Genomic DNA, 26,141 nt, shown 5'->3' on the forward strand with positions numbered 1-26,141 from the left:
TGTGGATATAGAAAAACTGTACATCGAGTTAAAGCCGTTATTGTTTTCTCTTGCGTATCAAATGCTGGGCAGCGTTGCGGATGCGGAAGACATTGTCCAGGAGTCTTTTATAACGTTGCAGGAAAATCGGCCGGATTCTATCCAGTTTATGAAAGCTTATATGTGTAAAACCGTTACGAATAAATGTTTGAACAGCTTAAAGTCGAGCAGCAGGCGGCGGGAAATGTATGTGGGACCTTGGCTGCCGGAGCCGCTTGATACAGGTGCCGGGCTCGGCAGCGACCCGCTCGATAAGTACATTTTCAAAGAATCGTTAACCGTTGCCTACTTGCTGTTATTGCAGCAGTTAACCGCAGTGGAGCGTGTCGTTTTTCTGCTGCGCGAGCTGTTTCAATATCCTTTTCAGGACATAGCCGAAATGCTTGGCAAAAGCAGCGGAAATTGCCGGCAAATTTATTACAGGGCAAAAATGAGTATCGGTTCCGCATCAAATCGCAATATAGCGCCAAAAGAAACAGCGGCTCCCATGGCAGAACATTTTGTAAATGCAATTATGTCGGGCAATTTCGATCAGCTGCTTGCCATTTTCTCTGCCGAAACGGTCATGTACACGGACGGAGGCGGCCAAATAAAAACGGCGTTGCGTCCGATTGTCGGCTCCACTCTTATTGTTCGTTTTTTCACTGCGTTAAGACCGCAAGTGCCCGCCATTTTCAGTTGCGAAATATGTGAGTTGAACGGCAATCCCGGCATTGTTATGAAAACAGGAGAGTATACCTTCTCCGTCATCTCTTTCCGGTATGGGAAACATGCAATAGAAGAGCTTTATATTATGCTAAATCCCGAAAAGCTGCAGCATTTCAACCAATCGCCGCCAATTGAAGGATGATGCGCAAGGGTTCGCTATTCAGAATCTATTTTGCCGTGGAGCAGGTCGTAATCGACCCTTGCTTTTTTTACATCGGCATAGTGGCTGTTTGCCCATTGCTTGAGCTCCCTCAAAGGCAGAAGAAGCGTTTCGCCCAAAGGAGTGAGCGTGTATTGTGTGATAGGAGGGACGGAAGCATGGAGCTCGCGCCAGATCAAGCCGTCGCGCTCCAATTGCCGCAGCGTCTGAGTCAGCATCTTTTTGGAAATGCCTTCAATTCTCCTTTGGATATCGCCATAGCGGATCGTTCCGTCTTCAAGCGCGTAGATTACTAACGCAGACCATTTGCTCGAAATGATATCCAAAACCTTGCTATAGCTGCACACTGTTACCGAAATATCTGGCTGTGTTTGTTTTTTCAAAGGGGTCATCTCTCAAGCCTCCTTGCACCTTTTTGTTCCTTGGATACTTTAAAGTGCCTACTTACCTAATTTTAGTTTATATATTATCGTATGTCTATTCCATCCGGCAGAGGAGTGATAGACATGAAAGCAATCGTCATTGAAAATGGATTTGGGCTGGAGCATTTGAAAGTGAAAGAAAAGGAGATGCCGTTACCGGGTCCTTCGGAAGTTCTTGTAAAGCTGAGGGCAGTTTCGCTGAATTCCCGTGATTTAGGCGTCATTAACGGATTTTATTTTCCCGATTTGTCCGAGCCGTTAATCCCCGTATCGGATGGCGTCGGAGAAGTGGTTGCGGTAGGGGACCAAGTGACGAGGTTTCAGCTCGGCGATCGGGTTAACGGTATTTTTACACAAAAGTGGATAAGCGGAGAGGCGACGAAACAAACGGCTGAAAGCACGCTTGGCGGACCGCTTCCAGGTTTGCTTGCGGAATACGCGGTATTGCCGGAAACGGGATTGGTCGGTGTACCGGACTATTTAACCGATGAAGAAGCGGCGACTCTTCCTTGTGCGGGAGTGACGGCGTGGCACGCTATTGTAGAACAAGGCAAGGTGAAGGCAGGCGATACGGTCGTTGTGCAAGGAACGGGCGGCGTTTCTTTGTTTGCGCTGCAATTTGCCAAACTTCATGGAGCAAAAGTGATCATTACATCCAGCAGCAATGATAAGCTTGTCCGTGCCAAAAGCTTGGGGGCGGATCACGGCATTAACTACAAGGAAAATCCGAATTGGGAGAAGGAAGTGCTGAAGCTGACCGGAGAACGAGGTGCGGATCATATTGTCGAGCTGGGCGGGGCAGCGACTCTTAACCAATCGGTAGAATGCTTGCGCGTAGGCGGGAAAATTAGTTTGATCGGCGGACTGTCGGGTTTTGAGGTAGGGGGCTTTCAAATTGTTCCGGCTATCGTAAGAAGAGCGGCCTTGCAAGCGATCAATGTAGGGAGCCGGGATATGTTTGAGGCGATGAATCGGGCACTTGAAGCCGGTCAGCTTCATCCGGTGGTGGATCGGGTGTTTTCGTTTCATGAAGCGCTGGATGCTTTCCATTCCTTTGCCGCAGGTTCTTATTTCGGTAAAATCGTCATTTCATTTCAAAAATAAACGATACTGAAAAGCTTTTAATTAAAAAGCCTTCCAGCCATGGAGCTTATGAACCGTAAGTGGATACTTGCGGATCAAGCTTTCACATGTTAGCTGAAAGGCTTTTACAATTATCTGGCCTGTAACATTTTTGTCCACAGCTCGGAATCTTCATAGCCTAAACGCCATGCGGCAACGCCGGCAAGATCGTATTTTTTGGCAATGTTGATCCGTGCCAGAACGGTATCATGAGTTTCTGCCCAAAACACATGCGTGTAGCCGTCTTTGCTGTACGAATATTTCCATTGCCCGGATTCCGGGTCAAATACGCCTTTGGCTTTATTTTCGGCAATGATTCGAGGTACTTCTTTCATTAAGATAGCGCGGTTATCGACCAGCTTGCCATCCACTCCGATGCGCCATTCCCTGACGTAAAATGGAATGCCCAGCATCAGCTTGCTGCGTGGAATGCCATAGTCGAGAAATTGTTTGACGCCATCCTCGGCCCATTTTAGACCGGCGACGGAACCCGGCTCCTCGCTGCCCTTCCAGTGTTCGTCATAAGCCATAATGATGACGGTATCAACAATTGCTCCAATGGCGGCATGATCGTAAGCCGTCAAATGGTTCCAGCTCACGCTGCCCCTTGGCAAATCGATGGACAGCTTGAGCTTTTTGGCATGGGCGGCTGTCGTCAGTTTTTTGACAAAAGCGGTATAAGCGGCACGATCCGCTCCAGCCACCTCTTCAAAATCAAGATTAATGCCGTAGACGCCAAGCTCGGCAGAGCGGTTAACGAGCGCATTAATGAATTTGGTTTGCGCTGCCTCGTCTTTCAGAAACGCTGTAGTCATAGCACGGTTAAAGCCGTTGTGTACAAGCGGCGTAACTGCAACTCCTTTTTCCTTCAACGTTTTCACGATAGCAGGGTCGGACATATCTTTAAGTGTGCCGTCCGCCGCCGTCAGCTCAAACCAGGTAGGAGAATCGATGGACAGGCCTTGCGTATTGGCAACATGGCTCAAAATGGTAGAGCTGTTGCTGCTCCCGTTCCATCCCAAAAACTGCAGCGTTTTGACATTGCTCCAAACTGCTCGGCCATCCAACATCCGAACAGAGCTGTTTGCAAATCCTTTTGCATAGGATAAGGCCGTACTTAGTTTGTGGTAGGTTTTAATTTTTTTGTCGCCTTGGTAAACCTCTAAATAAGGATAGCTGGACCAAAGCGCCGCGCCGTCTTTTAACACTTCGGCATTGGCCAATGTTTTGGCGTAATTGACGGCAGAGTTAAGTCCGATGTAGCTTTTGATCAACTTGCCGTTTTGACGCACTTCATAAGATGGTACGTTCGAATAAACAATGGTGCCCGTAGCCGTATTCAGCACTTCGCTGCCCGCCAGCTTTTGCGAGGCTTGAACGGCGGTTTTCAAGAAGGAAGAGGGCTGTTTGCCTGCGACTGCTTCACCGTTTACAACGAGCTGATAAACGGCTTTGGCAGAGCTTTGCGCTTTTATTTGGGACGCCGTCAAGTTATCCCAAACCCAAGAGTTGCTGCTTAGTTCGATAATGTGGGCATTGCCCCATTTTTTCGCTTCTTTTTTTGCCTCGTCCAGCGTTCGGAACGACCAGCCGGGCATCGTTTTGTCGCCTTGGTACAGTTGGTATTTGCTGAAGGATTCATAAGCCCATCCCACCGTCTCCAAGTCGCGAATATGTACATTTTTCATCGTTTTGGCAATGGCTAAAGCGCCGTTGTAATCTCGGAACTCCCATTTAGCCGTTGACTTTCCGTTTTGATACACCTTGTAGCGAGGGAAATTGTCCCATAGCCATTTGCGGTCCGCAATTTGCTCGACATGGCTGTAGCCGAATCCTTGCGCGTACCGAATCGCATCGGCTTCTTTCACAAATTCTTTCAGCGCTTTGTCGTTTTGATAGACGCGATACTTTGTCATCCCTGCTTGTGATGCTGCCGATACGCTTGCACCTGTGGCGGCAAAGGCTTGCACCAACAGGAGAATAGCTACAAGCAGGCTCCATTTTTTGTTCATCGTTTTCATGATCACTCTCCTCTAGAAATCTACTCTATTAGACGCAAATTAAATGGGAGAGTTGCTGGAAAAAAAGAATGTAAAAAGTGGAAGCGGCATATAGACAAAAAAATATCCCCTTCCGGTAAGGAAGAGGATATTTTAGAGATAAAGCGTTAGGCTTGAATTTCGGCCCAAAATTCGCCGGTTTCTTCATCTGCGTCAAGCTTGATGTCGGAGCGGAATACGCGACAATTGTATTGAGTAAACATGTACTGCTCAATGGATTCCAGCAAGTTGGCTTCAATAATATATTGGCTGCGGCCGTTTACCCATAGCTCTGCGGTAAAACCGTATTCTTCGTCCCATGCGAGCTGGACTTCAACATCCGTCGGCTGAACGCCGCGGCGCTCCGCGATATGATAGCATACCGCATTTATTATTTCATCCGTATAGATTCTCACGATTAGTAAGGTCTCCGGTTATCTGGCGTTTGCTTCTTTTTGTTTTTGAGATACACCCATGCGACGCGGATGAACATAATAATCGCAAAGATGGCAAGCAAGTTAACCATCAGTCCCAAAATTTCACCGAAGGCACCCATGTTTGCAAAAATACCGCCGAACAACAAGCCCGCCAAACCGCCGATCATAAGACCTTTCATCAAGCTGCCGCCAAAGCTTTTTGGCTTTGCCGTTGTGCCAGGCGTTGCTTTGGAGCCGGGATTCGTTTGGTTTACGTTATCCGTTTTCTTCGGTTGCGTGATGCTTTGCTTAGGCGACTTGATGCCACCGCCGCCGCCACGCTTGGCATCCGCGACTTGTCCAAAACCAAAGGCGAGGAATAGTGTGAGCGCCATCATTACGAGTAATCCTTTTTTCATGCTAATCTTTCTCCTCCTGCTATATGTTTTGCAATGTTTGCTATCATCCTAGAATACGGCTAAGATGAAGGAAGGTTTCAAAAATATGAATAGATCATGGATTCATTTTGATACATTGGGGGCAGACATGACCTTATACCCTGACGCTTATATTGCGTATTTAGTGGAATTTCATGCAACACGCGATTATTTTGAATGCCACGAGCTGCTGGAGGAGTATTGGAAAGAGAATCCCGAGGACGGTCTCGGAGAGGCTTGGGTTGGACTTATACAACTTGCGGTTGGACAATACCATGAAAGAAGAGGCAATAGGAGAGGCGCTGCCATGATGTACAGCCAAGCGGAGTCCAGACTGGGCGGCGCGGATCTTTCCGGTTTTGGGCTAGACGGGCCATCGTTGCTTAATCAAATTTCCCAACGAAAATTAGCCGCGGAAGCGGGGGAGAGCGATTACGAGGATATCCAGATCCGTATCGTTGATTCGAAGCTGTTGGACCAATGCTTGGAATTATGCGGTCAGCGTTCCCTCATATGGGGAGCTGCCAGTCCAATGCACCTGGAGTCCATTATCCATCGGCATAAGCTTAGAGACCGATCGGACGTGATTGCTGCGAGAGCGGAAGCGCTGCGTGAAAAAGGAGAAAGGAACGACCGCTAAACGGTTCGTTCCTTTATTTGTGTCTATTAAAGGTTAACCAGCCGGATCGACCAGTTCCAGCTCTCCCGTATCGGGATCGATAATAAGTCCATGTACAAGGATGTCAGCTGGCAGCAGGGGATGATTGCGAATAATGCCGACGCTGTTCACGACACTGTCGCGTACATTGTCAAAGCCGGTCAGCCATCTCATCAAATTGAGACCGGAATGCTTGAGCGTTTCGATGGTCGATTCAGGGACGCCGCGTTCTTTCATATGCTGCACCATTTCTTGAGGATTAAGGCCTGTCATCCCGCAATTATGATGGCCAATGACAAAAACCTCATCCGCCTGCAGCTCATAGAGCGCCACAAGCACGCTTCGCATAATGTTGCCGAACGGCTGAGTAATAATGCCGCCTGCCGTTTTAATAATTTTGGCGTCGCCGTTTTTCAAATTCATCGATTTTGGCAAAAGCTCAGTCAGACGAGTATCCATACATGTCAAAATGACCATTCGCTTGTCCGGAAAACGGCTTGTTGCGTATTGCTCATAACCTTTGGTTGCAACAAAGTCCTTGTTGTAGGATAAGATATCGCTTAACGTACTCAATCAAACAACCTCCTATGTATGGTTAGACACATTCGAAATAAAACGAAGATGCGTCGTATAAATTTGGCTGTCGCTCTTTAGAGTAAAGCTGCCCAATGCGGCATTGTAATCAATTTTCATTTTAGACTCGTAAAATACTTCATGTCTAGGCTCATAATAAAAGAAGAACGGATCGCCTTCCGCTTTTGCATCGTCGACGGACGGCTCCTTAATTAATTGTAGGGCGGGCACTCCGCTCATCACGCAGCCGCAGCCTTCCGTATCATGCAGCAGCTTCAGCTTTGCGCTCCCGTCTTTCAAATAAGGAGTCAATTTCTGTACAGCGGATGCCGTAAATGTAATATGCAAGGTGATTTCACTCCTTTTGGTGTTGCGATTGCCGGTCTCGCAGGTTTAAGATGATTATAAGGAGTGAAATCCTCAAGATCAAGGCTCTATGGTGAAAGAAAGGCTTATAAGAGAAAGGTGGCATCCCCATGTCAGAAACGAAACAAACGGTGTTGGAGCAATTTAAAGGAACGATACATAAGATCAAAAGCTACGAAGAATCGCTAGGCCTTCTCTATTGGGATCTTCGTACGGGAGCGCCCCGTAAAGGGATGGACGTCAGATCGGAAGCGATCGGCGTTTTGTCCGGCGATATGTTCAAAGTGTCTACGTCTCCGGAGCTAGGGGAACAGCTCGCGCAATTGGAGCAGAAGGAGCAGTTCCAAAAGCTGACTGAAATCGACCAAAGACTTGTTACGGAGACTAGAAAAGAATACGACAGAAGCGTTAAAATTCCTCCAAAGCTGTATCAGGAATATGTAGTTCTCGCTGCCCAGTCGGAAAACAAATGGGAGGAAGCCAAGGCAAACAACGATTATGCCGGATTCCAGCCTTATTTGGACAAAGTGATTTCCTATACGAATCAGTTTATCGACTTATGGGGAGCGAAGGAAACGAGATACGATACGCTGCTCGATCAATATGAGCCGGGGATGACGGTTGCCCAGCTAGACAAAGTGTTTAGCGGACTGCGTGATCAGCTTGTTCCGCTGGCTGCGGCCATTGCGGCTTCGCCTCATCAGCCGGATACTTCTTTCCTGCGTCAAACCTTTGACAAAGCGGCACAGAAGGAATTCAGCCTCTATATTTTGGAGCAAATGGGCTACGATTTCGAAGCGGGAAGACTTGATGAGAGCGCTCATCCTTTCGCGACGGGGCTGAATCCGGGCGACGTACGGATTACGACTCGTTATTTGGAGGATGACGTCACAAGCGCTTTGTTCGGTACGATTCACGAAGGCGGACACGCTTTGTACGAGCAAAATATTATGCCGGAGCTGACATTTACAACGCTGTGCACCGGTACTTCGATGGGCATTCATGAGTCGCAATCCCGCTTCTGGGAAAATGTGATCGGTCGCAGCCGTCCGTTCTGGGATCGTTATTTCCCCGAGCTGCAAAAGAAATTCCCCGGCCAGCTCGATATGCCGGTCGATACTTTCTATCGTGGCAACAATACCGTTCAGCCCTCGCTTATTCGGATTGAAGCGGATGAGCTGACTTACAATTTGCATATCATTATTCGTTATGAGATGGAGAAGCTGATCTTTAACGAAGGAGCCAAAGCATCCGATTTGCCTGCTCTGTGGAACGACAAGTACAAAGAGTATTTAGGGATTGTTCCTCCTAACGATGCGGAAGGCGTATTGCAAGACGTTCATTGGTCAGGCGGAGCGTTCGGCTATTTCCCTTCATATTCGCTTGGCAATATGTACGCGGCTCAAATTGCGGATACGATGGAGAAGGAGCTTTCGGGTATGTGGTCATTAGTTGGAAATGGGGAGCTGCATCCGATCAAGGACTGGCTGAAAGAACGCATTTACCGTTACGGAAAATTGCGCTCCCCGTCCGAGCTGATCCAGTCCATTACCGGAAAGCCGCTTGATCCGCAGCATTTGGTTCACTATTTGACGAAAAAATACAGCGATATTTATAAGCTGTAGTCATAGAGACGGCGTGGCCGTGCTTTAAACATTTTCGGATGTTTGAGGCACGGCCTTTTTTTGTAGACAAAACCATTTTCCTCACTTTCAATGCGTCCGCCGCATAGGCTATGGTACATCAATTTATGCCTATCGGCAGGAGGTATGGAAAATGAGCAGACGTATCGTTGGAACGCTACTGCTGGTAGCTGCGCTGACAGCGACAACGGCGCTTGCAGGCTGCGGCAAAGGCGACTCGGATAAGAAGCTGGTTCGAATTGGAGAAGTAACGAGATCTTTGTTTTATGCGCCGCAATATGTAGCGATTGAAAAAGGTTTTTTTAAAGAAGAGGGACTCGACATTGAGCTGACGACCACTCCGGGCGGGGACAAAACGATGACGGCGCTGTTGTCAGGCGTAGTGGACGTTGCGCTCGTCGGTTCCGAGACATCGATTTACGTTCATCAGCAGGGCGCAGACGATCCCATCATCAATTTTGCCCAGCTTACGCAAACGGACGGTACTTTTTTAGTTGCAAGAAATAAAGAGGAGCCGTTCAATTGGAATTCGCTCAAAGGGAGCACTTTTTTGGGCCAAAGAAAAGGCGGAATGCCGCAAATGGCTGGGGAATTCGCCTTAAAGAAAAAAGGACTGGACCCCCATGCCGATATGACATTAATTCAAAATGTCGATTTTGCCAACATTGCGCCCGCTTTTTCGTCCGGGACGGGCGATTACGTGCAGCTGTTCGAACCGACGGCGTCCATTTTTGAAAAGGAAGGCCGAGGATACGTTGTCGCTTCATTTGGCACGGAAAGCGGACATTTGCCTTATACGGTGTACATGGCGAAAAACAGCTTTATCAACAAAAACGAAAAAACGGTGCAGTCGTTTACAAATGCGATTTATAAAGCGCAGCGCTGGGTCGAGGACAACAGCGCGGAGGCGATTGCCGATACGGTGCTGCCTTATTTTGAAAACGTCGACCGCGACATTTTGATCAGCTCCATCGACAGGTACAAATCGCAAGGCTCCTTCGCTTCCAATCCCGTTATTGATGAGAGCGAATGGAACAATTTGCTGGACGTGATCCAATCGGCAGGTGAATTGAAAGAACGGACGGAGCATCATGCTCTGGTTAACGTTGATTTTGCAAATCAAGCGATAGATACGGTCAAATGAACGAAGGGCTGATGGAGGAGGGGGCGTTAAGATGACAGAGACTTCGGCGCTCGCGCTGCACGGCCTCTCTCATGTATATGTTAATGATAAAGGCGCTTCGCTTGCGGTGGAAGGGATTGAGCTTGCGGTTGCCAGGGGGGAGTTCGTCAGTCTGGTCGGACCAAGCGGCTGCGGCAAGACGACTTTGCTAAGCTTGCTTGCCGGTTTGTTCCCTCCGACGAGTGGCCAAGTGTTGCTTGCAGGAGAAGTTGTGACCGGTCCTTCCGCCAAAGTTGGTTATATGCTGCAACAAGACTTTTTGTTTCCATGGCGGACGATTAGAGACAATGCGGCTGTCGGCCTTGAAATAAGCGGAACAAAAACGAGGGCTGCGATGGATTCTGTGGAACAGTGGCTGACCGAGCTGGGGCTTGAAGGATTCGGGGGGCGGTATCCCCATGAACTATCGGGAGGCATGCGCCAAAGGGTCGCGCTTGTGCGGACACTTGTAACGGAGCCGGAGGTACTTCTGCTCGATGAACCGTTTTCGGCGCTTGATCTTCAAATTAAGCTTCAATTGGAAGTGCTCGTTTGCCGGACGCTTCAGCGACTCGGTAAAACAGCTGTGCTTGTCACGCATGATTTGGCCGAAGCTGCTGCGATGAGCGATCGTGTCATCGTGCTGGGACGGAATCCCGGCCATATTCGCAAAGAAATACGAATTCCCGATGAAATCAGGCTGGCGGACCCGATGACGGCTCGAAAATTACCCGGCTTCCAGCCGCTGTTTGAGGAGCTATGGGCTGAACTGGGTCCAGACGGCGAGGAAGGAGGTATTCCTTTTGACTAGCGGAGGAGACGGCAGACAAGATTGGGAGCGTGAGCTGCTTGCGGGAGCGGAAACAGCGGAAATAGCAGAATTGCGTGAAGATAGGGCAGAGTTGCCTGATGGAGCCGAAATGGCTGAAATATCCGGGCTACGTGAAGATAGGACAGAGCTGCTGGATCGGTTGTACGGCAAACATAAACGCCGGTCCCGACGAGTTTCAGGAGCGGTGACCGCTACACAAATTACGATTCTCGCGTTGTTTATCGGCTGGTGGGAGGCGGCTGGCCGCAATAAATGGATTGATCCTCTGTTATTCAGCTATCCGACCAAGCTGTTCCGCCAGCTTTGGACTACGATGCTGGACGGCTCCATTTGGCCGCATGTCGGAGCGACGGTCACGGAGACGGTAGCGGGTTTTGCGCTAGGTACGCTGCTTGGCACTTTGCTTGCGGCAGCGCTGTGGTGGTTTCCTTTTTTATCGCGTGTCTTTGATCCGTATCTCGTCGTCCTGAACAGTATGCCGAAGGTTGCGCTCGGCCCCATTTTTATTGTAGGCCTTGGTCCCGGATTTATGTCGATTGTAGCGATCACCCTATCGGTTACCGTTATTATTACGACTATAAACATTTATAACCGGTTTAGAGAAATCGACAGCGGATACATTAAAGTGGTTCGACTGTTTGGGGCATCGCGTTGGCAGCTGTTTCAGCTCGTCATTTTGCCGGGCTCGTTTCCCGTCATTATCGCGACTCTTAAGGTCAATGTCGGACTCGCGTGGGTAGGCGTCATTGTCGGCGAATTTCTAGTGGCGCGAATCGGGCTCGGCTACCAAATTATTTACGGGTTCCAAGTGTTCAATTTTACGCTTGTTTTGTCCAGCCTTGTCGTCATTGCCATTGTGGCGACGGTCATGTATCAGCTAGTGTCGGCGCTTGAGAGAAGGTTGACGGAGGGCTGGAGGGAGCGGTAGGATGATGGAAGGACATCATCTTACTGGAGCTGAGACAGATATTATGGGAATTCGGGTCATCAAAACGGCGGCTGCCGCCATTGCGGCTATTTATGCCGCGATTTATTTAGGGCTTGAGCCGCCTTTATCGGCGGGCATTTTGGCTATACTCGGCGTGGAAGTGACGCGGATGAAAGGGCTGAAGAGCGCTTCCGTCCGCTTTGTCGCATCTGTGCTGGGTCTTTTTTTCGCTTCGCTTATTTTTACGGTATTCGGTTTCCACCACTGGGTAGTGGCTATTTTTATTTTGATCACATTCCCGATCTTGTCGAGATTCCAATTGAAGGACGGCATCATTACGAGTTCGGTCATCGTTTTTCATTTGTTCGATTACAAAATGGTGACGGTCGATTTTATCGTCAATGAAGTGCTGCTGCTGTTAGTGGGTCTAGGCAGCGCTACCATCATTAACTTCATCTATATGCCGAGGGAAGAAGCGGGGCTGTTGTCGATCAGATCCCGCCTGGAGGAGGATTTCAGCTCGATTTTTCGCGAGATGGCCTTTACTTTGCGTAATCCCAGCCATCTTTGGAACGGCGCTGAATTGCTGGATGCCCATGTCATCATGGAGGAAGGAACGAGGCTGTCTGTGCGCAATCGCGAAAATCGGATCAGAAGCTCGCATTCCTACTGGTCGACATATTTCGAAATGCGGCGCCAGCAGCTGTACTGCATCCAGCAAATGATGGCGGAGCTTGCCCTCGTCTACGAAAAATGGCCGCAAGGAGAGCTGATTGCGGAATTGCTGGATCAATTGTCGGACGACGTCAAATCGGATGTATACCGGGGACAATCGGAGAAAAAGGTGTTCGAGCTTATGAGATCGTTCCGAGAAATGGAGCTGCCGCAAACGCGCGAGGAGTTTGAAATTCGGGCTGCGCTATACACGCTTCTGCATGAGGTTGACCGTTATTTGGCCATTGCCAAGCGGCTTAAGAAAAAGCCGGAGGAATCGGCCTCCGCTGCAGTTTAGCGGTGCGGGAAACAACTAAAAGCGCGGCTGGGCGCCTTTGGGATGGTGTAGTGGTGTGAGAAACAACTAAATTATAGCTGGGCAGTGTTTGGGTGGTTTAATTGTGTGAGAAACAACTAAAAGCACAACTGGGCAGTGTTTGGGTGGTTTAGTTGTGTGAGAAACAACTAAAAGTATGGCTGGGCAGCGTTTGGGTGGTTTAGTGTTGTGAGAAATAACTAGAAGCACAGCTGGGCGCCTTTTAGGTCATGTAGTGGTGTGAGAAACAACTAAGTGATAGGGGTTCCCTCCCGTACCAGTTAGATGTACGATAATTCGTTAATTAACGGGTTGAGCGCGGCTCGAAATAGTTAGAGGCAGCGAAAGCCATTATTTTTCCGGGGGGAGTCAGTTTACACAAGCAGCTAGTTTAGTTACATACACAACTTTCTATACGCACGGTTACATATTAGACTGGTCTATACCTTTGATGGATAGGCCAGTTTTTTATATGGATACATTAAACTTGATGGTTGAAATCGCAATGCTAGATTGTTTGAAATATTTCATATTCAATAAGCGGAGCGAATATAGATGAATCAAGAGGGATGAACTGACGGCCGCTGCTATCGTTTCCTGCGGGGAATGGGGATTGCGGCAGGGGGGCATGTAAAATAAATTTGTTTGTTTAGACTTGTTTTATCAACAAACGCCTATGACCTGCATACACTTTAAATGAATGATTGTGTGGAGGAGGTTAAATCAATGGCTAATGCAGATAAACAGCTCCAATACAGAGAAATTATTACAAAAGCTGTCTGCGGCAAAGGTCGTAAGTTTTCCACTGTAACCCATACCGTTACGCCGCCTCATCATCCGACCAGTATACTGGGAGCGTGGGTCATCAACCATCAGTATGAAGCGGTCCGCTCGGGCGACGGTATTGAGGTGATCGGTACTTACGATATCAACGTTTGGTATTCGTATAACAAAAACTCGCAAACCGACGTAGCAAAAGAATCTGTACAATTCGTCGAAAATGTACCGCTCTCGTATGTAGATCCTAAACATAGGGCTTCAACGGAGGAAGTGGCCGCGGAAGTGCTTCAGGAGCCGAATGCGATCGAAGCGAATATTTCGACAAACGGCGCAAGCGTTATTGTTCGGGTGGAGCGCGAGTTCGCGGTTGAAATGGTTGCCGAGACGAAAGTTTGCGTAGCGGTCCTTCCAGGCGGCTGCAACGACCTGGACGACAAGGATTTAGACTTCAGCCTCGGCGATGATGACGGCGATTACGAGGATTTGGATCCCGATTTGCTCGACGACGAGTTGTAAGGAACTGTGGTCCGCTTCAGGGGCGGATAACGCATTATATGCCGGGCGTACGGCAAAATCGAGGGCGAAAGCCCTCCTTTTTTTTCGAAATATTTCGGTGTAGGCGAAAAGAGGCGGTTAATCATGGCTTTCACCTGGATATGGCGGGGGCCGGGAAAAAGTCCGATTTTGGCGGACAAGTCAGCATCCGCTGCTCACAAGAGACCGCAAGCCGGAGATGCGATCATTGCGGGAGTGCCGCAAACGGATGTTGTGCCCCACTTAGGGCAGGGAATATGGGTTTTAAATGAAGGGGCAGCAAATGCACAGCGCATCGGCCTTTCTGGGCGATCCGAACTGTGGCGGCGCGGGGGGCTCAGGACAGGCGTGACGGAAGGGGTAAGTGGACGAACCTTTCGTATTATGACCGCGATGCTTGAGCCTTATCGAATCGGCAGAATTGAGGAGGCGAACGCGTCTGGCAAAAGCTGGCGCGCAAGCCGCTATTTAATCGGCCAGTCAGCGCTTGCTTCCGGCGAGGCCGCTGTCCTTGGCGGCGGCTCCATCAGCTTGGCGGCTGCTGAGCAAAACGCCAGTTTGAGGCGCGCGGCGAATATGGCCGTCAAAGCGCTCTATATTCTCGGCCTCGATATCGGGGAGGCCGATATTTGGGTCGGCGACAACGGCAAAGTCGCCGTCATCGACGCTTGGCCGCTGCAGCCGGGGACGCGGCAAGGCGCGGAAGCGCTGGAGCGGTTCGCCGGGAGCTATGCCGCGGCGATAGCCCGCACTCAGGATCGGCGCGGCATATTGCTCGGCGCCGATCCTGAGTTTGCGCTGCTGACGCTAGAGGGCAAGCTTGCCCTGGCGTCGCGCTTTTTTGGCGAGGGCGCCGGGGGAGCTGCCGGCGCCGACGCCATGCTTGTGGGGCGACGGGTGTTATACCCCGTCGCCGAGATCAGGCCCGAGCCGGCGGCGACGCCCGCCGCTCTGGCCGCGAACGTGCGGCGGCTATTGCACGCCGCCGCAGCCCAAATTGGCGATCCCAAGCTGCGCTGGGTCGCCGGGGCAATGCCCTTGCCGGGGCTGGCGCTCGGCGGGCACATCCATATAAGCGGAGCGCCGCTGACGGGGCGCTTGCTCCGCATGCTGGACAGCTGCGCGGCATATCCGCTCGCGCTAGTAGAGGATCCCGCCGGGCGGGGTCGGCGTCCCCGTTACGGCAGTCTCGGGGACTTTCGCCGGCAGCCGTATGGCGGGTTTGAATATCGAACGCTGCCAAGCTGGCTTGTTTCGCCGGCAGCGGCCAAAGCTGCTTTCGCGCTTGCTCTGTTATGCGCGCGTGAAGCTCATCGCATCGACCGAATTCCTGCTCGCGAGGAACGGTTTGCTGCGGCCTATTACGCTGGAGACCGCACAGAGCTTGCCGCCAGTCTTGACCCTATTGCAGAGGCGTTGACTTCATTAGAGGGCTACGAGGAGCAAGCCCGCTATATCGAGCCCCTTTTTGAAGCGGCTAGGCAAGGAAAAACATGGGACGAACGCTCCGATATCCGTCAGAAATGGCGCATCACCATGAAAAATTAGCCTCTTTCTAAGTACTGCTATAAAAATGTCCGCCATTCGTAACAACTTTAAATGCCTATGAATCCACATCTAATTTAAAAACATCGTCTCTAATCAAATCGAAATTTCGGTGATTCACATCTATTTTTCAATCCATCACTTATAACCATTTGAAATATTCGCAATCCACATCTATCTTCACTTTCCGTCAACCACATTGCATCCCACTGACACTCCCAACTCGACTTTTGTCCCAACAACCTTCTCTTCAGTCAAACCGAAGCGTGCCGCTGCTAGGTTTAGGTTATAGCGCACATCTGTTCCTCTTGGTATAATGGTATGATGATGTTTTTTATGGGAGGATTCAGTCCGATCGAGGCTGATTCCTATTATATACATACCGGGAGGAAACAAGATGGCCGGCTATACTCCGATGATTCAGCAATATTTATCGATAAAAGAAGAAGCGAAAGATGCTTTTCTGTTTTTTCGCTTAGGCGATTTTTATGAAATGTTTTTTGACGATGCCATTCAGGCTTCTAGAGAGCTGGAGATTACACTGACGGGCAGGGAAGGCGGAGGCGACGCCAAAATTCCGATGTGCGGCATTCCTTATCATTCTGCCGAAAACTATATCGCGAGACTGATCGACAAAGGCTACAAAGTGGCGATTTGCGAGCAGGTAGAGGACCCTGCCGCTGCCAAAGGCGTCGTTCGCCGGGAAATTGTCCGTATCGTTACGCCCGGCACGGTTATGGAAACCAAGTCGCTTGAAAGCCGCGCCAACAATTTTATTGCATCCGCCGTTCTATCGGGCGGAATGGCCGCCCTCGCTGCCTGCGATCTGTCGACCGGGGAGCTTTATGTCACTTCTTTTCCGGTGTCGATTGAATCGCTGATGGATGAGCTGAATGTGTATTCGCCTTCCGAGCTGGTAGGTGATGCCGATTTGCTGGAGAAGCTGAAAACATCCGCCGCGTGGAGCAGAAACATCCCATTGACGGCACGCGAGCCATTATCCGCTCAAAGGCTGACCGAGCAGTTTGATTCAATAGAGTTGGAAAAGCTGACGGAAGCGCGACTAAAAGCGGTTAGCGTGTTGACGGGTTATTTGGCCGAGACGCAAAAGCGCTCTTTGGCCCATGTTAGAGCCATTCGGGCTTACGAGCCTAACCAATATATGATTTTGGATCATTATACGCGAAGGAACCTAGAACTGACGGAAACGGTGCGGGACCGCAGCAAAAAAGGTTCTTTACTTTGGCTGCTCGATCGGACAGGCACTTCCATGGGGGCCAGATTGCTGCGCCGCTGGATCGACAAACCGCTGCTTAGCAGCGCGGCCATCGAGAGAAGGCTTGATGCGGTTGACACTTTGCACCGCAACTTGATTTTGCGCGAGGATGTGCGTACGGAGCTTCAGCCGATTTACGATTTGGAAAGGCTCGTAGGCCGAGTCGCTTACGGAAATGCAAACGGCCGTGATCTTCATGCGCTCAAGCTTTCGCTTCGCCGAATTCCGGCACTAACGTCGCTATGCGAGAACTCCGGATCGGATGTGCTTCGGGAGCTAGTAAGCGGCAGCGACGATTGCTCCGACCTAGCGGATATGATCGATACGGTTCTGGTTGAAGAGCCTCCGGTTTCCATTCGCGAGGGCGGACTTATTAAAAACGGATATGAGGACTACCTCGACCAGTTGCGCGAAGCGAGCACGAATGGGAAGAAATGGCTTGCAGAGCTTGAGCGCGCCGAACGGGAATCGACGGGCATCCGATCGCTGAAAATCGGCTTCAACAAAGTATTCGGCTATTATCTCGAAGTATCCAAATCCAATTTGTCGATGCTGCCTGAAGGGCGTTACGAGCGCAAGCAAACTTTAGCGAATGCGGAACGTTTTGTTACTCCGGAGCTTAAAGAGAAGGAACGTCTTATTTTGGAAGCCGAGGACAAAATGGTCGATTTGGAATACGCCCGATTTTTGGAGCTAAGAGACCATATTGCGCTTCATTTGCACCGCTTGCAGAAAGCGGCGGCGATCATTGCGGAGCTGGACGTATACCAATCGCTTGCAACAGTAAGCGCCGAACGCCGCCTTGTTCGCCCTGTCGTTACGGAATCGTTTGATATGACCGTAACAGAGGCGAGGCATCCGGTCGTTGAAGCGATGATGGACGGCGTCCCTTTTATAGCCAACGATACGGTTCTGCGTAAGGATGAACAGCGGATTTTGCTTATTACAGGACCGAATATGGCGGGCAAAAGCACTTACATGCGTCAAGCCGCGCTTGTAAGCGTAATGGCGCAAATCGGCTGCTTTGTACCGGCGAAATCGGCTTCCGTCCCGCTGATCGACCGTATTTTTACGCGCATCGGCGCAGCGGATGATTTGATTGGCGGCCAAAGCACATTTATGGTAGAGATGAAAGATATTCAAATCATGACGGAAAAAGCGACCGCTAACAGTCTAGTCATTATCGACGAGCTTGGCAGAGGCACTTCAACTGCGGAAGGAATGGCAATTGCGCAAGCGGTGATCGAATATGTTCATCACCATATCGGCTGCAAGGCGCTAGTCTCGACGCATTTCCACGAGCTTGCCCATTTGGAGCAATCGCTGCCGTCGCTATCCAATGCTAGAATGGCTGTTGAGGAAAGCGGGGATGATGTTACGTTTCTGCGAAAACTGGTCTCCGGCGCAGCCAGCACAAGTTACGGCATCTATTGCGCGCAGTTGGCAGGATTGCCTGAATCCATTATTGGACGGGCTTACGAATTGTTGGAAGAGCCAAGCGAAGAAGAGCGGATAGCAAAGGCTGTGCCGATTAGGCCGCGAAGCGATAGCCGTTGGGCTGTTCAGGAGACGGCTGCGGCAAGCGGATATGACGCGTTTGACGAAAGTGTGGACACGGTCAACACTGCTGGCGCTGTCTCGGTTGCCACAGCTGAACAATCGTTAATGCCAGAGGCAACGGAAACCGCGGCGAATGGCAACCCAATCGTACAACTTTCCATGTTTGATGAGCCCGCCCGCGCTTCTGAGCCGTCCAAGGTCAAAAAAGCTTCGCCAAAAGCGGAGCAGCTTGCAGAGGAGCTGCGAAAGCTCGATTTATTTAATATGACGCCTATGATGGCGATGCAATGGATTAACGATATGAAGAGTAAATTAAGAGATTGATACGGCGGAAGGAGTGAGGCGTCTTGTCGAAAATTAAAGTGCTTGACGAGCAGCTAGCCAACCAAATTGCGGCGGGTGAAGTGGTGGAGCGGCCCGCTTCCGTCGTCAAAGAGCTAGTTGAAAACGCGGTGGATGCAGGAAGCACAACGATCGATATTACAATCGAGGAAGGCGGACTGATGCTCATTCGGGTTTCGGACAATGGCGGTGGAATCGAAGCAGGCGACATGAGGACGGCATTTCAGCGGCATGCCACGAGCAAAATATCGTCCGGCAGCGATTTGTTCCGTATTGCGAGCCTTGGGTTTAGAGGAGAAGCGCTGCCCAGCATAGCGGCCGTTTCCAGGTTGCAATGCGTATCGGCGGATTCCGGCGGCGGACTTGCCCGCAAATTGCTGATCGAGGGCGGTACTGTGACGGCGGATGAGCCGACGAGTTCCCCACAAGGAACGGACATGACCGTCAAAGATTTGTTTTATAATACGCCGGCCAGGTTAAAGTATATGAAATCGATTCAAACAGAGCTTGGCCATATATCGGATTATATTAATAGAATTGCGCTTGCCCATCCCGGCATTGCCTTTACATTAAAGCATAATGGAAACACGCTGCTGCGAACGCTCGGAACGGGAGACCGGCTGCAAGTCATTGCGGCGGTTTACGGCACCAGCACGGCGAAGGTTATGATTCCCGTTGAAGCGTCGGATTCCGATTATGAGATTTCAGGTTATGTCTCAAAGCCTGAACTGACAAGAGCGAACCGAAACGGAATAACGGTTATTGTCAACGGGCGTTATATTCGCAGCCACGCCGTCAATCAAGCGCTAATGCAAGCCTACCATACGCTGCTGCCCATCAACCGGTTTCCGCTTGCCGTCTTGGAAATCGGCATGCATCCAAGCCTTCTCGACGTCAACGTCCATCCTTCCAAAATGGAGGTTCGTTTCAGCAAAGAAGCGGAATTAAAAGCTTTATTGGAAGGCGCCGTGAAAACGGCTCTTGGAAAGCAGCGCCACATTCCGGGACCGGATTCAGCAAGGCGGGGAGAGAGGTCAAAGCCGCTGTACGTGCAGGACTCCATCTCTTTTCATATGGCGGATAGATTGGGAGACAAGCCTGCGGAACGCCCGGCGCCTCGTCCCAGCGATACGCGGGAGAATGTACAGAGGACGCAGGCCAGCTCTTTTAACTACTCCTCCAGACCTGTAGGCATGCCGGCGCAAACCGACCGTGAATACGTTCCTAGAGATGCGACGGAGCGAATATACGGCTTGGCTGAAGGGCGATCGTTGAAGGAGACTTCAACCGCTCCAGCAGTCCAACGAGAATCTGACATGACCTATCCATTACGTGCGGGAAGCGAAGCTCCGGCAGTTAGGGAGACGGTCTCTCCATCGGACCAAGTGAAGGATACCCGTTATGATTCGGAGTCAAAAGAGACTCTTATGCATAAGGCGGAGTCTGGACTAAAGTCGGAATCTGAGATGCCGACGTCCCAAGACGTACGCAGAACGGATACTCCTTCCTTTCCGGATTTGCATTGGATTGGCCAACATCATGGCACCTATATTGTAGCGCAGTCCGAGGACGGGCTTTATTTAATCGACCAGCATGCGGCTCATGAAAGAATTAACTATGAGTATTTCCTTCATAAATTTGGGAATCCTGTTGCGGCAAGTCAAGGCCTTCTTGTGCCTTTAACGCTTGAGTTTACGCCGGGAGAGGCTGCTCAGCTTCGGGAGATGACAGGTTTATTCCAGGAAGCGGGTGTGGAAATTGAGCCGTTTGGTTCGCAAACGTTTATTGTGCGGGCCTACCCCGAATGGATGCCTGCGGGAGAAGAGCAGGCGCTGCTGGAAGAAATGGCGGAGCTTCTTATTCAAGAGCGGAAATCAATTAATCTTGCAAAGCTTCGGGAAAAGGCGGCCATTATGTGCGCCTGCAAAGCGTCTATTAAAGCAAACGACCGAATGAACCGTGAGGAAGGCGAGACGCTGCTTGCAAGGCTGTCGCTTTGCGATCAACCGTATACTTGCCCGCACGGTCGTCCTATTATTGTTCATTTGTCTACCTATCAGCTTGAAAAAATGTTTAAACGGGTGATGTCATGATTATTACGACCGCTCCGCGCCCAACGGAGAAGGTTTGGCAGCAGGCCAAAAGGTTGGGAGAGCAATTGTCGGCAGCGGTACGGCCCCGCAAGGGAATGTCAATCGGCAAACTTCTTGCCTCAAGCGTTGACGGGCGCGTCATCATCGTAACGGAAACGGAAACGAGATATTATGAGGATGCGGAGCAGCCCCCGCTTTTTTTCCATCCCAGCATGGCGTATGTAAGGGTAAAGCGGATGCGAAAAGGGGAAAGTGACCCGCTCATCCAGCTTTCCGGCTGCGGGCCGGGCGATCGCGTCATAGACTGCACGGCGGGAATGGCTTCCGATTCGTTGGTGTTTTCGTATGCGGTAGGGAGCGCTGGCCATGTGACGGCGATCGAAAGCGAGCCGGTGTTATGCGCGCTGGTCCAAAGCGGTCTTGCGGAATACAAGTCCGGATTGCCGGAGGTGGACGAGGCTATGCGCAGAATAGAGCTGCTTTGCGAAAATAATGTGAGCTATTTGAAGAAACTTCCAGACAATAGCGTAGATATCGTTTATTTTGATCCGATGTTCAGACAGCCCATTTTGGAATCCGCCGCAATCGGAGCGTTCCGTACGCTCGCGAACACGGATGCTTTGTCGGAAGAAGCCATCTGGCATGCGAAGCGTGTCGCACGGAAAACGGTTATAATGAAGGAAAACCAAGATAGCGGAGAATTTGAACGGTTAGGATTCGTTCGAAGCCGGATCAACTCTTCCAAAATTGCATATGGAGTGATACATGTTGGCTGAACAGCAAGGCGAGAAGATAGAGAAGCCTTCCGATATTTCCGGCCGCAAGCAGCCGCTGCTTGTTCTCGTCGGACCGACGGCAGTCGGGAAAACCGCTTTAAGTCTCAGCCTCGCAAAGGCGTGGAATGCGGAAATCATTTCCGGAGATTCCATGCAGGTGTACACGGGGATGGATATTGGCACGGCAAAAATCAAGGAAAGCGAAAGGGAAGGCATTCCGCATCACCTAATTGATATTTGCGAGCCGGAGGAAGCTTATTCTGCGGCTGATTTTCAAGCCGGGGCTAAGGAAAAAATTCTCGAAATTGCAAGTAGAGGCAAACTGCCGTTTATCGTCGGGGGAACGGGCCTGTACGTAGAATCGTTGTGCTACAATTATCAATTTGCAGATCACGGTTCGGACGAGCCGTTTCGCAGGGAGCAGGAAGCTTATGCAGCCGAGCATGGCGCTGAAGCGCTGCACCGCAAGCTAGAGGCGGTTGATACCATCGCGGCGGGCAGGCTTCATCCAAACGATACGCGCCGGGTCATTCGGGCCCTTGAAGTTTATCATATGACCGGGCAGACGTTTACAGAGCAGCAAGCCGGACAAAAAAAAGAATCTCCTTACGAACTATGTATCATCGGACTTACGATGGATCGGGCGGAGCTTTACCGCAGAATTGAGCAGCGCATTGACCTCATGCTGGAAGAAGGGCTTTTGGAGGAAGTGAAACGTCTGCTTGGCCGAGAGCTTCCGCCAAATTCAGTTCCTATGCAGGCGTTAGGCTATAAGGAACTTGCACTTTATTTGCGGGGGGAATGCAGCTACGATGCGGCGGTGGAGCTGCTGAAACGGGATACGAGAAGGTTTGCCAAGCGGCAGTTGTCCTGGTTCCGTCATATGGAAGACATTCACTGGATTGATATGGGGGAAAATTTTCACAACAATTTAAGTCTAATTCATGGTATAATAGCAGGAAAGTTTCAAGATCATCTTGAATATACTTCTAATCAATCTTTTTAGACGGGGGTTAGCCATATGAACAAATCAATTAATATTCAAGATACGTTCCTGAACCAGTTGCGCAAGGATAACATTCCGGTTACCGTTTTTTTGATGAATGGATTTCAAATAAGAGGTGTTATTAAAGCCTTTGATAATTTCACAATCATTATCGACAGCGAAGGGCGCCAGCAAATGGTGTACAAGCATGCCATTTCGACCTTTGTACCGCAGCGTAACGTTTCCTTAATGCAGCAGGACAATAACCCGCCTGAGGTCTAGTCAGAAGATGAGGTTGAAACTTTCTTATAGAGCTTCTCGTTTAACTAGATAGCGGCATGCAAGGGCAACCCGCTCTTAAGCTGGGTTGCCTTTGTCATTTCGAGGTAATGCTAGAATAAAAACGAAAGCTTGAAAGAGCAGGAGGGGGAGACATCATGAACGAACAACCTAAGAGAAGGCCATCAACGACAGCCAAAACAAAAACAAAAAAGAAAAAGAGGATATCCGGCAAAGCGTGGTTTTACGGTTTGTTTTTTACAGTCGTGATCGGCATCGTATGCGGCATTATCGGATATTTGCTTATTATAGTTAATGGAGAAAGACTGCTTGCAGAACATGGAAGCAAGCTGGAATTCGGAGAGGCGTCCATCATATACGACGCGGAGGGACAAGAAATTTCAAGGCTTTACGATGTGCTTGACCACCGCGAAGTAGCGGAGTTTTCTGAAATACCGAAGGAGATGCTGGAAGCGATTGTCGCAACGGAGGATCAGCGGTTTTATACACACTCCGGGCTCGATTTCTGGGCGATCGGCCGCGCCGTTGTGAAAGACGTCATTGCAAGAAGCGCGGTAGAGGGCGGCAGTACCATCACCCAGCAGCTCGCGAAAAACGTATTTTTGTCCGCTGACAAAACGTTTTTCCGCAAAGCGACGGAAGCGTCCATTGCCGTTGCGCTGGAGCAGGATATGACGAAAGACGAAATTTTGACGATGTATTTGAACCGGATTTATTTCGGCAAAGGTATCCACGGTGTAAAAGCTGCGGCCGAATATTATTTTGGAGCAGAGCTGTCGGAGCTGGAGTTATGGCAAGCGGCCACGCTCGCAGCTATGCCGAAAGCGCCAAACCGTTACAACCCGCTGAACAATCCTGAGGAGTCGGCCAATCGCAGAGCGGTTGTGCTGAAGCTGATGTACGACCAAGGTTATATAACGGAACCTGAGATGAAAGAAGCGCAAGCGGTTGTCTACACGCCGCCGGCCAATAACGAAGAGATGAAATCCGGTTCCTACCATGCATTTGTTGATTTTGTCATCGAAGAAGCGATGCAAAAAACGAACATGACCGAAGAAGAGCTTCGTGTCAGCGGTCTGCATATTTACACAACGCTGAACCAGCAGGCTCAGAAATCGATGGACAAAGAATTCGCCGACGCAAACAATTTTGAGAAAAGCGTTGACGAGCAAATTGTCCAAGGCTCAATGATTATTATCGATCACCGCAACGGAGAAATTAAAGCTCTTTCCGGCGGACGCGATTATGAGAAGAAGGGCTGGAACCGCGTTGACAAGCTGCGTCAGCCAGGTTCCGCAATCAAGCCGATAATGTCTTTTGGACCTGCGCTTGAATCTGGAAAGTATTTACCGGGGACAACACTCAAAAACGATCAAAAATGTTTTTCGAACTACTGTCCTACCGATAGATGGGGAGCAGTTCCCGTTACAATGACTCAAGCGATGAAGGACTCCCGTAACCTTGCCGCCGTTTGGCTGTTGAATGAAGTGGGCATTAGGCAGGCGAGCGCATTCGCGGAGAAATTGGGCATCAAGCTTGAAAAAGAAGATCAAAACCTTGCTGCGGCGCTTGGCGGATTGACCCGGGGAACTTCGCCTCTTCAAATGGCGACAGCGTACAGCATTATGGCTAACGGAGGAAAATCCGTCGACCCGCATACGATTACTCGTATCGAAGGGAAACGGAAATATACGTACAACCCGCCTGCGTCGAAGCAGCTTATATCGTCTGAGACGGCATGGTATTTGACCGAGATGATGCAAACCGTCGTACAAAAAGGCGGCACAGGTGTACGAGCGGCCATTGATCGTCCGGTAGCCGGCAAAACAGGTACAACGCAGCATGGCATTAAAGATTATAATGGCAGAGGAATAAAGGATGCCTGGTTTGTAGGCTATACGCCAGAGTGGACAGCAGCTGTATGGATGGGCTACGATAAAACGGATGTAAAACATGTTTTGAAAAAGGGCGGGGGCGAGTCCGCCGCTATGTTTGCCAAAGTCATGCGTCCTGCAATGAAAGGCGTAGAAAAAGGAAGCTTTAAACGTCCAGGCGGGGTTAAAGAAGAAAAACCGCCAATGCAAATTTTGAACTTTAATGCCGCTTTTGTGGAAGCGGAGGGTAAAGTGCATCTGAGCTGGGATCCAGTAAAAGAGCAGGGAGTCACCTATGAAGTTTTCCGTAAGGAAAGCGGAGCGGCGGATTTCACCCATTTCAGCGATGCGGCCAGCCCTTCCCTCGACGATTTCAGCGCATTCCCGGGCATGAGCTATGAGTATTATGTCGTAGCATATGACGCAGCAAACGACCAAAGAAGCGAACCGACGAAAGCGATAACGGTCACGATTCCCGAAGTGGAAATCGAAACACCGGATATCCCGCTTGAGCCGACGCCAACACCTACGCTGCCGCCAACGACCGATCCAGGTACGGGCAACGGAGGCGACGGCGGACAGCCTAGCGAATCGGTGCCTCCAACTGAAACGCAGCCGCCAGGCGGAGAGGTAACTCCTTCGCCGGAGACGACTTCCATTCCTCCGGAAGCGGCAGGTGGAGAAATGTTCGGTCAAGCTGGGAACTGAGCTGCGATACCGGGCCAATAAAGCGACACTGTTCTAGAATAGGTGGTTGGATATGACAAGTGGAAGGATAAAGGTTTACCGCAGTGTTATCGTTCTTATGTCGCTTCTCATTTTCCTTGCCGGCTGCGGCAAGGGAAATGGTGGCAACGGCAGCAATATGGACGGAAAATCTACATCTTCGGCCAAAACGATTAGCTGGAACAAAATGCCGGAGATGTCGATCGATCTGGACAAGCGGTATGAAGCGACTATTCGGACAACAAAAGGCGTTTTTACAATGGAGCTGTTTTCCGACAAAGCGCCTGTCACAGTCAACAACTTTGTATTTTTAGCGAAGCAAGGTTTTTATGAAGGGCTGACCTTCCATTCCGTTATCGAGTCTTTTATGATTCAAACCGGAGATCCGAAAGGAAATGGAACAGGCACGGCGGGCTATCGTATCCCAGACGAGCTCGATTCGGAGGACAAATATACGGAGGGCACCGTTGCTATGTTTAATGCGGGTTCGCCCAACTCGGGCAGCAGCCAATTTTTTATTTGTACAGGCCCTGATGCGGCCAATTTGAATCAGCAGCCGAACTATACGATTTTCGGAAAAGTGAACAGTGGCATGGAAATTGTGAAAGCCATCGCTTCTACACCAGTCAAAGACGGGGCACCGCTTACGCCTGTCGTTGTGGAATCCATTACAATTAAAGAAAGCTGATGCGCAAGGCGGCTCCAGGCAGTTTGAACTGTCCGATGAGCCGCCTTTCGTCTCATTCATGTACAAGTCCAAATGGCAAGTTGCTGGACGAGGCGTCCTTTTTATTTTTTTCGTTCGCTGGAGATGG

Annotated in this window: 23 protein-coding genes; 17 read left to right on the forward strand and 6 right to left on the reverse strand. The window is 50.2% G+C overall.

The window, feature by feature from the left end; translation table 11 throughout:
• Position 1 precedes the first annotated feature (1 nt).
• Entirely contained in the window at positions 2-889 is an 888-nt protein-coding gene (gene sigJ, locus ACFQZE_RS03250) for an RNA polymerase sigma factor SigJ (protein WP_379353607.1), read from the forward strand.
• A 14-nt stretch (positions 890-903) separates the two neighbouring features.
• Here the strand turns inward: sigJ and ACFQZE_RS03255 are convergent, their stop codons facing one another.
• On the reverse strand, positions 904-1,299 hold the full coding sequence (locus ACFQZE_RS03255; RefSeq protein WP_379353609.1) for a winged helix-turn-helix transcriptional regulator: 396 nt from the start codon (positions 1,297-1,299) through the stop codon (positions 904-906).
• 114 nt (positions 1,300-1,413) lie between these two features.
• On the opposite strand from ACFQZE_RS03255, the gene ACFQZE_RS03260 reads away from it, so the two are divergent.
• Entirely contained in the window at positions 1,414-2,433 is a 1,020-nt protein-coding gene (locus ACFQZE_RS03260; RefSeq protein WP_379353611.1) for a zinc-dependent alcohol dehydrogenase family protein, read from the forward strand.
• 110 nt (positions 2,434-2,543) lie between these two features.
• Here ACFQZE_RS03260 and ACFQZE_RS03265 read toward each other — a convergent pair whose 3' ends face one another.
• From ACFQZE_RS03265 to ACFQZE_RS03275, 3 genes are all read right to left on the reverse strand, one after another.
• The gene (locus ACFQZE_RS03265) at positions 2,544-4,472 is read right to left on the reverse strand and encodes a glycosyl hydrolase family 18 protein (RefSeq protein ID WP_379353613.1); all 1,929 of its coding nucleotides are present in this window, start codon (positions 4,470-4,472) and stop codon (positions 2,544-2,546) included.
• A 146-nt stretch (positions 4,473-4,618) separates the two neighbouring features.
• Complete coding sequence (locus tag ACFQZE_RS03270; protein WP_379355481.1) at positions 4,619-4,909, reverse strand: YxcD family protein; 291 nt, start codon at positions 4,907-4,909, stop codon at positions 4,619-4,621.
• Positions 4,909-5,325, reverse strand: a complete 417-nt coding sequence (locus ACFQZE_RS03275) for a hypothetical protein (RefSeq protein ID WP_379353615.1) — start codon at positions 5,323-5,325, stop codon at positions 4,909-4,911. The genes ACFQZE_RS03270 and ACFQZE_RS03275 overlap by 1 nt, the downstream gene beginning before the upstream one ends.
• A gap of 85 nt (positions 5,326-5,410) precedes the next feature.
• On the opposite strand from ACFQZE_RS03275, the gene ACFQZE_RS03280 reads away from it, so the two are divergent.
• Positions 5,411-5,983 carry a DUF309 domain-containing protein gene (locus ACFQZE_RS03280; protein ID WP_379353617.1) on the forward strand — a complete coding sequence of 191 codons (573 nt, stop codon included), beginning with the start codon at positions 5,411-5,413 and terminating at the stop codon, positions 5,981-5,983.
• 33 nt (positions 5,984-6,016) lie between these two features.
• On the opposite strand, the gene ACFQZE_RS03285 is transcribed toward ACFQZE_RS03280, so the two are convergent.
• Entirely contained in the window at positions 6,017-6,574 is a 558-nt protein-coding gene (locus tag ACFQZE_RS03285) for a beta-class carbonic anhydrase (protein ID WP_379353619.1), read from the reverse strand.
• Positions 6,575-6,586: 12 nt separating this feature from the next.
• On the reverse strand, positions 6,587-6,922 hold the full coding sequence (locus ACFQZE_RS03290) for an iron-sulfur cluster biosynthesis family protein (protein ID WP_379353621.1): 336 nt from the start codon (positions 6,920-6,922) through the stop codon (positions 6,587-6,589).
• Between the two features lie 128 nt (positions 6,923-7,050).
• Between ACFQZE_RS03290 and ACFQZE_RS03295 the strand changes: the two genes are divergently transcribed.
• From ACFQZE_RS03295 to ACFQZE_RS03360, 14 genes are all read left to right on the forward strand, one after another.
• On the forward strand, positions 7,051-8,565 hold the full coding sequence (locus ACFQZE_RS03295) for a carboxypeptidase M32 (RefSeq protein WP_379353623.1): 1,515 nt from the start codon (positions 7,051-7,053) through the stop codon (positions 8,563-8,565).
• A 151-nt stretch (positions 8,566-8,716) separates the two neighbouring features.
• A complete protein-coding gene (locus ACFQZE_RS03300) occupies positions 8,717-9,727 on the forward strand; it encodes an ABC transporter substrate-binding protein (RefSeq protein ID WP_379353625.1) in 1,011 nt (336 codons plus the stop codon).
• A 31-nt stretch (positions 9,728-9,758) separates the two neighbouring features.
• On the forward strand, positions 9,759-10,556 hold the full coding sequence (locus ACFQZE_RS03305; protein WP_379353627.1) for an ABC transporter ATP-binding protein: 798 nt from the start codon (positions 9,759-9,761) through the stop codon (positions 10,554-10,556).
• Positions 10,557-10,665: 109 nt separating this feature from the next.
• Complete coding sequence (locus ACFQZE_RS03310; protein ID WP_379355483.1) at positions 10,666-11,505, forward strand: ABC transporter permease; 840 nt, start codon at positions 10,666-10,668, stop codon at positions 11,503-11,505.
• A gap of 1 nt (position 11,506) precedes the next feature.
• On the forward strand, positions 11,507-12,517 hold the full coding sequence (locus ACFQZE_RS03315; RefSeq protein WP_379353629.1) for an aromatic acid exporter family protein: 1,011 nt from the start codon (positions 11,507-11,509) through the stop codon (positions 12,515-12,517).
• A 744-nt stretch (positions 12,518-13,261) separates the two neighbouring features.
• On the forward strand, positions 13,262-13,831 hold the full coding sequence (locus tag ACFQZE_RS03320; RefSeq protein ID WP_379353631.1) for an outer spore coat protein CotE: 570 nt from the start codon (positions 13,262-13,264) through the stop codon (positions 13,829-13,831).
• A gap of 123 nt (positions 13,832-13,954) precedes the next feature.
• Positions 13,955-15,397, forward strand: a complete 1,443-nt coding sequence (locus ACFQZE_RS03325; RefSeq protein WP_379353633.1) for a putative amidoligase domain-containing protein — start codon at positions 13,955-13,957, stop codon at positions 15,395-15,397.
• Positions 15,398-15,791: 394 nt separating this feature from the next.
• Positions 15,792-18,554 carry a DNA mismatch repair protein MutS gene (mutS, locus tag ACFQZE_RS03330; protein ID WP_379353635.1) on the forward strand — a complete coding sequence of 921 codons (2,763 nt, stop codon included), beginning with the start codon at positions 15,792-15,794 and terminating at the stop codon, positions 18,552-18,554.
• 23 nt (positions 18,555-18,577) lie between these two features.
• Complete coding sequence (mutL, locus tag ACFQZE_RS03335) at positions 18,578-20,665, forward strand: DNA mismatch repair endonuclease MutL (RefSeq protein ID WP_379353637.1); 2,088 nt, start codon at positions 18,578-18,580, stop codon at positions 20,663-20,665.
• Positions 20,662-21,441, forward strand: coding sequence for a class I SAM-dependent methyltransferase (locus tag ACFQZE_RS03340; protein WP_379353639.1), 780 nt, complete (start codon positions 20,662-20,664; stop codon positions 21,439-21,441). The genes mutL and ACFQZE_RS03340 overlap by 4 nt, the downstream gene beginning before the upstream one ends.
• The gene (gene miaA / locus ACFQZE_RS03345; protein WP_379353641.1) at positions 21,431-22,447 is read left to right on the forward strand and encodes a tRNA (adenosine(37)-N6)-dimethylallyltransferase MiaA; all 1,017 of its coding nucleotides are present in this window, start codon (positions 21,431-21,433) and stop codon (positions 22,445-22,447) included. Before ACFQZE_RS03340 ends, miaA begins: the two co-directional genes overlap by 11 nt.
• 15 nt (positions 22,448-22,462) lie before the next feature.
• A complete protein-coding gene (gene hfq / locus ACFQZE_RS03350) occupies positions 22,463-22,708 on the forward strand; it encodes an RNA chaperone Hfq (RefSeq protein ID WP_379353643.1) in 246 nt (81 codons plus the stop codon).
• Between the two features lie 155 nt (positions 22,709-22,863).
• Positions 22,864-25,308, forward strand: coding sequence for a transglycosylase domain-containing protein (locus ACFQZE_RS03355; protein WP_379353645.1), 2,445 nt, complete (start codon positions 22,864-22,866; stop codon positions 25,306-25,308).
• 52 nt (positions 25,309-25,360) lie between these two features.
• Positions 25,361-26,014 carry a peptidylprolyl isomerase gene (locus tag ACFQZE_RS03360; RefSeq protein WP_379353647.1) on the forward strand — a complete coding sequence of 218 codons (654 nt, stop codon included), beginning with the start codon at positions 25,361-25,363 and terminating at the stop codon, positions 26,012-26,014.
• Positions 26,015-26,141 lie beyond the last annotated feature (127 nt).

This window comes from Paenibacillus sp. GCM10027627, from assembly GCF_042675505.1.
Lineage (GTDB): Bacteria > Bacillota > Bacilli > Paenibacillales > Paenibacillaceae > Pristimantibacillus.

Coding starts and splice junctions, on each gene's coding strand:
- ACFQZE_RS03320 (WP_379353631.1), top strand. CDS start 13,262: ATGGCTAATGCAGATAAACAGCTCCAATACAGAGAAATTATTACAAAA.
- ACFQZE_RS03300 (WP_379353625.1), top strand. CDS start 8,717: ATGAGCAGACGTATCGTTGGAACGCTACTGCTGGTAGCTGCGCTGACA.
- ACFQZE_RS03265 (WP_379353613.1), bottom strand. CDS start 4,472: ATGAAAACGATGAACAAAAAATGGAGCCTGCTTGTAGCTATTCTCCTG.
- ACFQZE_RS03325 (WP_379353633.1), top strand. CDS start 13,955: ATGGCTTTCACCTGGATATGGCGGGGGCCGGGAAAAAGTCCGATTTTG.
- ACFQZE_RS03260 (WP_379353611.1), top strand. CDS start 1,414: ATGAAAGCAATCGTCATTGAAAATGGATTTGGGCTGGAGCATTTGAAA.
- ACFQZE_RS03255 (WP_379353609.1), bottom strand. CDS start 1,299: ATGACCCCTTTGAAAAAACAAACACAGCCAGATATTTCGGTAACAGTG.
- ACFQZE_RS03275 (WP_379353615.1), bottom strand. CDS start 5,325: ATGAAAAAAGGATTACTCGTAATGATGGCGCTCACACTATTCCTCGCC.
- hfq (WP_379353643.1), top strand. CDS start 22,463: ATGAACAAATCAATTAATATTCAAGATACGTTCCTGAACCAGTTGCGC.
- ACFQZE_RS03295 (WP_379353623.1), top strand. CDS start 7,051: ATGTCAGAAACGAAACAAACGGTGTTGGAGCAATTTAAAGGAACGATA.
- mutS (WP_379353635.1), top strand. CDS start 15,792: ATGGCCGGCTATACTCCGATGATTCAGCAATATTTATCGATAAAAGAA.
- miaA (WP_379353641.1), top strand. CDS start 21,431: ATGTTGGCTGAACAGCAAGGCGAGAAGATAGAGAAGCCTTCCGATATT.
- ACFQZE_RS03360 (WP_379353647.1), top strand. CDS start 25,361: ATGACAAGTGGAAGGATAAAGGTTTACCGCAGTGTTATCGTTCTTATG.
- ACFQZE_RS03305 (WP_379353627.1), top strand. CDS start 9,759: ATGACAGAGACTTCGGCGCTCGCGCTGCACGGCCTCTCTCATGTATAT.
- ACFQZE_RS03280 (WP_379353617.1), top strand. CDS start 5,411: ATGAATAGATCATGGATTCATTTTGATACATTGGGGGCAGACATGACC.
- ACFQZE_RS03355 (WP_379353645.1), top strand. CDS start 22,864: ATGAACGAACAACCTAAGAGAAGGCCATCAACGACAGCCAAAACAAAA.
- ACFQZE_RS03315 (WP_379353629.1), top strand. CDS start 11,507: ATGATGGAAGGACATCATCTTACTGGAGCTGAGACAGATATTATGGGA.
- ACFQZE_RS03340 (WP_379353639.1), top strand. CDS start 20,662: ATGATTATTACGACCGCTCCGCGCCCAACGGAGAAGGTTTGGCAGCAG.
- ACFQZE_RS03310 (WP_379355483.1), top strand. CDS start 10,666: ATGGCTGAAATATCCGGGCTACGTGAAGATAGGACAGAGCTGCTGGAT.